Below are 5877 nucleotides of genomic sequence, written 5' to 3'. Positions count from 1 at the left end.
CTCGAAGGGCGCGAACGGCCATCTCGAAGCGCTCGCGGACACCGGCTGCGACGCGCTCGGCGTCGACTGGACGATCGACCTCGCCGAGGCACGCGCACGCGTCGGCGCACGCGTCGCCCTGCAGGGGAACCTCGATCCGGCGGTGCTCGCCGCGTCGCCGGACACGATCCGCGCGCAGGCGCGCAAGGTGCTCGACGCCTACGCCGGCGCGCCGGGCCACGTGTTCAACCTCGGCCACGGCATCACGCCCGACATCGACCCCGGCCATGTCGCCGCACTCGTCGACGAAGTGCACGCATACCGCGCACAGGGCTGAGCGAAACCGGAAAAGCCTGAAACACGGGGCACACGGAGCAGAGCTGGAGCGAGAAGAGCTTTCCTCAGTGTGCTCCGTGTGCTCCGTGTTTCAATCTTCCGCTTGTGCGGTCCACCCCTAGCGGTACGAGCGGCCCCAGGGCTTCTTGATGCGGCCCATCAGCGACGGCGCGGGCGCGGCCGGCTCGTGGCGGCGCGCGCGCGGCTGCCACTCGATGTTTCCGATCGCATCGTAGGCATTGACGAGATTGAACACTTCGGCCATCGGCGCGGCCGCGGTCGCGGCGATCTCGTGCAGGCGCGAGGGCTGCAGCATCGCCGACGCGATGCGGAAGTAGCGGCCGAGATCCTTGTCGATCTCGATCCAATGCTTGATCCGGTACGTTCCGCCCGGATCGAGATGCTTGGCGAGGTGGCCATCGGACTGCACGAGCACCTGCAGCCAGACCAGGCGCGAATACGCGTGCGACTGCTGTTCCGCACGCACGTCGGCGAGTTCCGCGCCCGTGAGCGGCTGCCAGTCGCACAGGCGCCACTTCGCGCGGCAATACGGTTCGAGCGCGCCGAGCGCGGCCGGCGAATGGGCGACCTTGTTCTTCGGATCGAGCACGAGCGGCGGCGCACCGGCGAGGGTGAACCGTGCCGGCATCGTCAACAGGTCGCCTTCGAGATATTCGCGCAGCTCGCGCGGCGCGGTGTCGGTGAGCATGCTTTCGCGCGTCGCGTACCTGCGCGCGGGTTCCGCGGGCGTCGCCCGCGGCGCGGGTGCGTCGCGGCCGACGAGCTCGCGCAGCTCGAGCGGCTGCGGTCGGAGCGCCGCGTCGAGGCCCGTCGCGGGCGCCTCGGGTTCGCTCGGCAGCGGGACGACGTGCGACGCCTCGCCGAGGTCGCGCGTATAGAAGTCCTCGGTGTGCGCGCCGATGTTCGTGCGCGCGACTGCCGGCGTCGCCGCCTGCCTGAGGACCTCGATCACGTTCGAACGCGTGAGCGGGCGCCGTAGCACGAGGTCGGCGCCTTCGACCGCGCGATCGCTGAACACGGCGCAGCGAACGCCGGCGCCTTGCGCGCGCGTACGCGCCATCTGGCCGCCGAACGAGTCGGCATCGACGACGACCAGGTCGGCGGTGTCCTCGTCGCCCCAGCGCCAGGTCTGGCCGATGTCTTCCGCGCACTTGCGCAGCAGCAGGCGCAGATGCGCGACCTCCTGCTCCGATACCCCGACGACCGCGATGGTCCTGCTGTTGCTCACGTGCCCCCGTGCCCCCGCACCGATGCCCTGCACCCGCTGCATCCTACGCGGCAATTCGCCGCGCGCACAATCGATCGCATGCCGCCGGTCGCGTCATCCGACCGTTCGTGCGAGGCGCGAGCCGCCTCGTTCAGGATCGGGCGCGCTTCTTGCCCGCCTGCTTGCGTGCGCCGGCGGCCTTGCGCTTGGGCTTGAGCAGGGTGCCGCTGCAACGCGCGGCGCCGCAGCGGCAGGCCCAGATCGCCTTGAGTCGCGGCGTGAGCCGCTCGTCGAGCACGATGCCGTAGTCGTAGGTGAGTTCCTCGCCCGCGTGCAGCGGACGCAGGGTCTCGATGAGCACGCGGTCCTTGCGCGGATCGCCGCCCTCGTCTTCCTCGACCAGCGCACGGCAGTTCGGCTTGCAACTGTGGTTGATCCAGCGCGCGATGTTGCCCTCGCTGTTGGCGTCGATCACGTACCTGTCGTTGAGCGTGAACAGGAACGTGTGACCGCTGTCGCTCGTGTTGGCGTAGAGGCGATCGGCCTGGGCATGGGTGAGGCGCTTGCCCCGGTACTCGATCAGCTCGACGCCCTTCGGGATGTCGACGAGGGCGAAGACGCCGTTGCCGTGGATCGGCGAACGGCGGGCGGCGATGCGTCTGGACATGCGTTGTTCGGCACAGGTCTGAAAGGGAACGCGCATCATAGCGCGGCGCGCCAGCGCGCACGCGACGACGCCGTGCTAGCGTGCGTCGATCGAAGCCAGCGGACACTGCCATGCGCCTTGCCGTCCTCTTCGCCGCCGCCCTCGTCGCCGGATCATGCACGGTCGCGTCGGCGCGGCAGTCGCACGCATCGAAGGCCCCGAAGCCGCAGGTGACGGACGCCGCGGGTCGCTACGACTATTACGTGATGGCGCTGTCGTGGTCGCCGACGTTCTGCCGCACGCACCCCGACGAGGACGAACAGTGCGGCCACGAGGGTTTCGGCTTCGTGCTGCACGGCTTGTGGCCGCAGTACGAGGGTGGCGGCGGACCGCAGCGCTGCCGCACCGATGCCACGCCCGACCGCCGGACCGTCGAGGCGACGCTCGCGTTCATGCCGAGCCGTCGCCTCGTCAACCACGAATGGCACGCGCACGGCAGCTGCAGCGGCCTCGCGCCGTCCGCGTACTTCGGGCTCGCCGACCGCGCCTTCGCGTCGGTGCAGGTGCCGCCGGAACTGAAGGCGCCGTCGCGCGACCTGTCGATGCGCGCCGCCGACCTGCGCGCCGCGCTCGAACGCGCGAACCCCGGCCTCGCCGACGACATGCTGAGCCTGCACTGCAGCCAGGGCGAACTCGTCGAAGTGCGCGTCTGCCTCGACAAGGATCTCGCCCCACGCCGCTGCGGCAAGCGCATGCGCACCGGTTGCCCGGTGTCGGCACCGTTCACGATTCCGGCGTCGCGCTGATGCGCGCCGAAGCGGGACGCCCGGCAGCCCCGGCCGGGACAGGGCGCGCCACCATCACGACGTCGTGACGGAACGCAGGTGTGCACCGGCCCGCGCCGATGCGCGAGCCGGCGCAGGGTTCACCGCGCGCCGAACGTGAAGCGGGCGCTCAACCAGTACGAACGCGCGGGCAGGCGATAGTACTGCGCGTCGCCGAGTTCGCTCTCGGCGACCGCATCGCGGCGGTCGGACAGGTTGTAGCCGTCCAGGCGAAGCTCCCAGCGGTCGAACGCGTATCCGACGCCGGCGTCGATCGTCGTGTAGGAGCCCGCGAGCGCCGTGTTGCGCTTGTTGAGCCAGCGCTCGCCGACGTAGTCGGCGACGACGTGCGCGCGCAGGCCCCGTGCGGGTGCGTAGACGAGGCCGACGCTCGCGAGGTGCGACGGCGACATCTCGAGCCGCCTGCCGTCGAGCTGGGTCGGGGTGCCGTCGAAATCCTGCACGTAGTCGGCGAAGCGCGCGTCATGCCAGGCCCAGGTGCCGATCAGGCTGAGATCCTCGGCGAAGCGCCAGCGCGCCTCCGCTTCGGCACCCTTGAAGCGTTCGTTGCCGGCATTGGCGAGACCGGGCAGGCCGTCGACGTCCTGGCCGACGACGAGGTTGTGGAAGTTCATGCGGAACAGCGACACGTCCCACTCGAAGCGGCCCCCGGCATGGCGCCCCTTGAGGCCGATCTCGCCGCTCTGCGCATCCTCGGGTTCGAGGATGTCGAATTCGGGTTCGGGGCCGAAGTCCTTCACCGCCGGCTTGAACGTGTCGCGATAGCTCGCGTATGCGGTCAGGTGGTCGTTGCCTTCCTGCCAGAACCGATAGCTCGTACCCAGCGCGCCGGCCCAGCGGTCGTCGTCGCGCCGGTCGCTGCCGGATTCGACGACTTCGGGTTCGTCGCCGGTGAGGTCGACGCCGATGCCGCTCGCGGTCTCGCGCGTGCGGTTGAAGCGCACGCCGGCGTCGATCCGCCACGCGTCGGTCACGGCGTACGCGAGATCGGCGTACACGCCGGTGAAGTTGCGGCGATCGTCCAGGCGCGTCGCCTCGTCGATGTGCAGCGTGCGCCAGTCCGGCGCGTTCGAGCCGTCCGGCAGGGTCGCGTACTCGAAATTGTCGCTGCGCTGGTCGCCCTTGCCGTACAGGTGGTCGATGCCCCAGACCAGCGTCGCGCGATCGTTCAACGTCGTCGCGACGTGGCTGTCGAAATACACTTCGGTGCGATGCACGCGCTGGTGGAAGCCGTCCGCGTTGTGCGTGACGCCGTCGTCGGCGAAATCCTCGCGCAGGAAGCCGCGCACGTTCCCGGCGTTGCTGCGGGCGTACGCGAGACGCGTGCTCCAGTCGCCGAGCGCGGTCGGCAGCTCGTAGCCGAATGCGAGCTGGCCACGGTCCTCGTCCTGTTCCGCGCCGCGCGGGTTGGTGTTGGCGTCGAGCGGCACGCGCTCGGTCAACACGCCGTGCTCGCGCGGGTGGGGGCTGGTCGGGTCCTGCTCGAGTTGCGTGATGTCGGCATCGACGGAGAAGCGCCCGGCGCCGACCTCGCCCGCACCGCGGTACAACACGTGCGCGCGATTCCAGCCGGCCCGATCGGTCGCGAGTTCGTTCCGGTCGGCATCGACGAGCAGCGACTGGCCCCAGCCGTCGCCGGGGCCCGACAGCGGGATCGCCGCCGCGAGGTGCGCGCTGCCGCGGCTGCCGATGCCGATCTCGGCCTGCGCGGGCCCGGCACCCGCGGCGTAATGGATCACGTGGATCACGCCGACGAAGCTCGTCGCGCCGTAGCTCACGGGCGCGGCGCCCTTGACGACCTCGATGCGCTCGACGTTGGCGAGATTCAGCGTCGCGAGCGCGGGCGTGAACGCACCGCCGGACGGAATGCCGTCGACGACGAGCAGGAACGCGTCGAACTCGCGCAGGCCCCACAGCGCCGGCACAGACGAGGCCGGTCCGCCGTCGCCACCCGGCGCGATGTCGATACCGGCGACGAGCGACAACGCCGTGCGCAGGTCGTTCGCGCCGAGCGCGCGCAATTCCTCGCCGCCGACGACGGTGACGTCGGCCGCGACCTCGCTCAGCGCGATCGGGATCTTGCTGGTCGTGACCTCGACCGGCTCGAGCTGCTGTTGCACCTGCGCGCCCGCGCCGGCCGATGCGCCGAACGCGAGCACGGCGAGCGTGGAACGGACACGACGAACGACTGCGGACTTCCGCATGACGAGCTTCCTCCCCGGGAGACCTGCGAAGTCTGAGCCGCCGCGCGCATCCGCATAAGGACCTTGCGCCCTATGCGCGATCCGCCGAAAGACCGATCCCCCGCCGCGGACGGCGCGCGACCACGCGGGTATGCTTGCGCGACGATGCTTGCGATCGCCGACCCATGACCCTGCTGCGCCCGCGCCTGCGCGGACTCGTCGTCAAGCTCGCGTTGTTCTATGCGCTGCTCGCGCTGCCGACCCTCGTGCTCGTCGAGGCGGTCATCCTTTCGCACGAATTCCAGCGCCTCGTGCACGGCCTCGCCGAGGGCAGCCTCGAGCGCGCGGCGAGCGCGGGCGCGCGCGAACTCGGCGACCGTTGGCGGCACCTGCGCCACGCCGACGACGACGGCAGGACCGGGCTGCAGGCGTGGCTCGACGGCTGGGTGCTGCGCTTGCAGCAGCCGCGCGGCGGCCTCACGCCGGATGCCTCGTACCTGCTGCTCGAACTGTCCGACCGGCCGGTCGGCGCGGCCGTGCTCGACGCCGACGGCCGCGTGCTCGTCGCCGCATCCGCCGGCGGCGCGGCGAGCGTGATGCTGCCGTCGGCCGCCGAGCGCGAGCGCGCCGCGACCGCCTCGAGCGCGATCGCGCTGCCCG

General features: G+C 71.0%; 6 protein-coding genes. 3 read left to right on the top strand and 3 right to left on the bottom strand.

Annotation, left to right across the window (positions count from 1 at the left end; translation table 11 throughout):
* The coding region (locus VI238_RS04315) for a uroporphyrinogen decarboxylase family protein (RefSeq protein ID WP_331648823.1) at positions 1 to 316 on the top strand (316 nt) is incomplete at its 5' end.
* Positions 317 to 433: 117 nt separating this feature from the next.
* On the opposite strand, the gene VI238_RS04310 is transcribed toward VI238_RS04315, so the two are convergent.
* Both VI238_RS04310 and VI238_RS04305 read right to left on the bottom strand, forming a co-directional pair.
* Positions 434 to 1564 (bottom strand): hypothetical protein, encoded by a 1131-nt coding sequence (locus VI238_RS04310; RefSeq protein ID WP_331648821.1) that lies wholly within the window; start codon positions 1562 to 1564, stop codon positions 434 to 436.
* A 130-nt stretch (positions 1565 to 1694) separates the two neighbouring features.
* Complete coding sequence (locus VI238_RS04305; RefSeq protein WP_331648819.1) at positions 1695 to 2210, bottom strand: SET domain-containing protein; 516 nt, start codon at positions 2208 to 2210, stop codon at positions 1695 to 1697.
* 110 nt (positions 2211 to 2320) lie between these two features.
* Here VI238_RS04305 and VI238_RS04300 point away from each other — a divergent pair, with 110 nt between their 5' ends.
* Complete coding sequence (locus VI238_RS04300; protein ID WP_331648817.1) at positions 2321 to 2995, top strand: ribonuclease T2; 675 nt, start codon at positions 2321 to 2323, stop codon at positions 2993 to 2995.
* 119 nt (positions 2996 to 3114) lie between these two features.
* Here the strand turns inward: VI238_RS04300 and VI238_RS04295 are convergent, their stop codons facing one another.
* Positions 3115 to 5238 (bottom strand): TonB-dependent receptor, encoded by a 2124-nt coding sequence (locus tag VI238_RS04295; RefSeq protein ID WP_331648815.1) that lies wholly within the window; start codon positions 5236 to 5238, stop codon positions 3115 to 3117.
* 164 nt (positions 5239 to 5402) lie between these two features.
* Here VI238_RS04295 and VI238_RS04290 point away from each other — a divergent pair.
* A partial coding sequence (locus tag VI238_RS04290) for a hypothetical protein (RefSeq protein WP_331648813.1) occupies positions 5403 to 5877 on the top strand: 475 nt, incomplete at its 3' end.

The organism is Dokdonella sp. (genome assembly GCF_036518555.1).
In the GTDB taxonomy this organism is placed as follows: domain Bacteria; phylum Pseudomonadota; class Gammaproteobacteria; order Xanthomonadales; family Rhodanobacteraceae; genus Dokdonella_A.
Note: the sequence above shows the minus strand (reverse complement) of the source record. Positions and strands in the feature narration are given on the sequence as shown.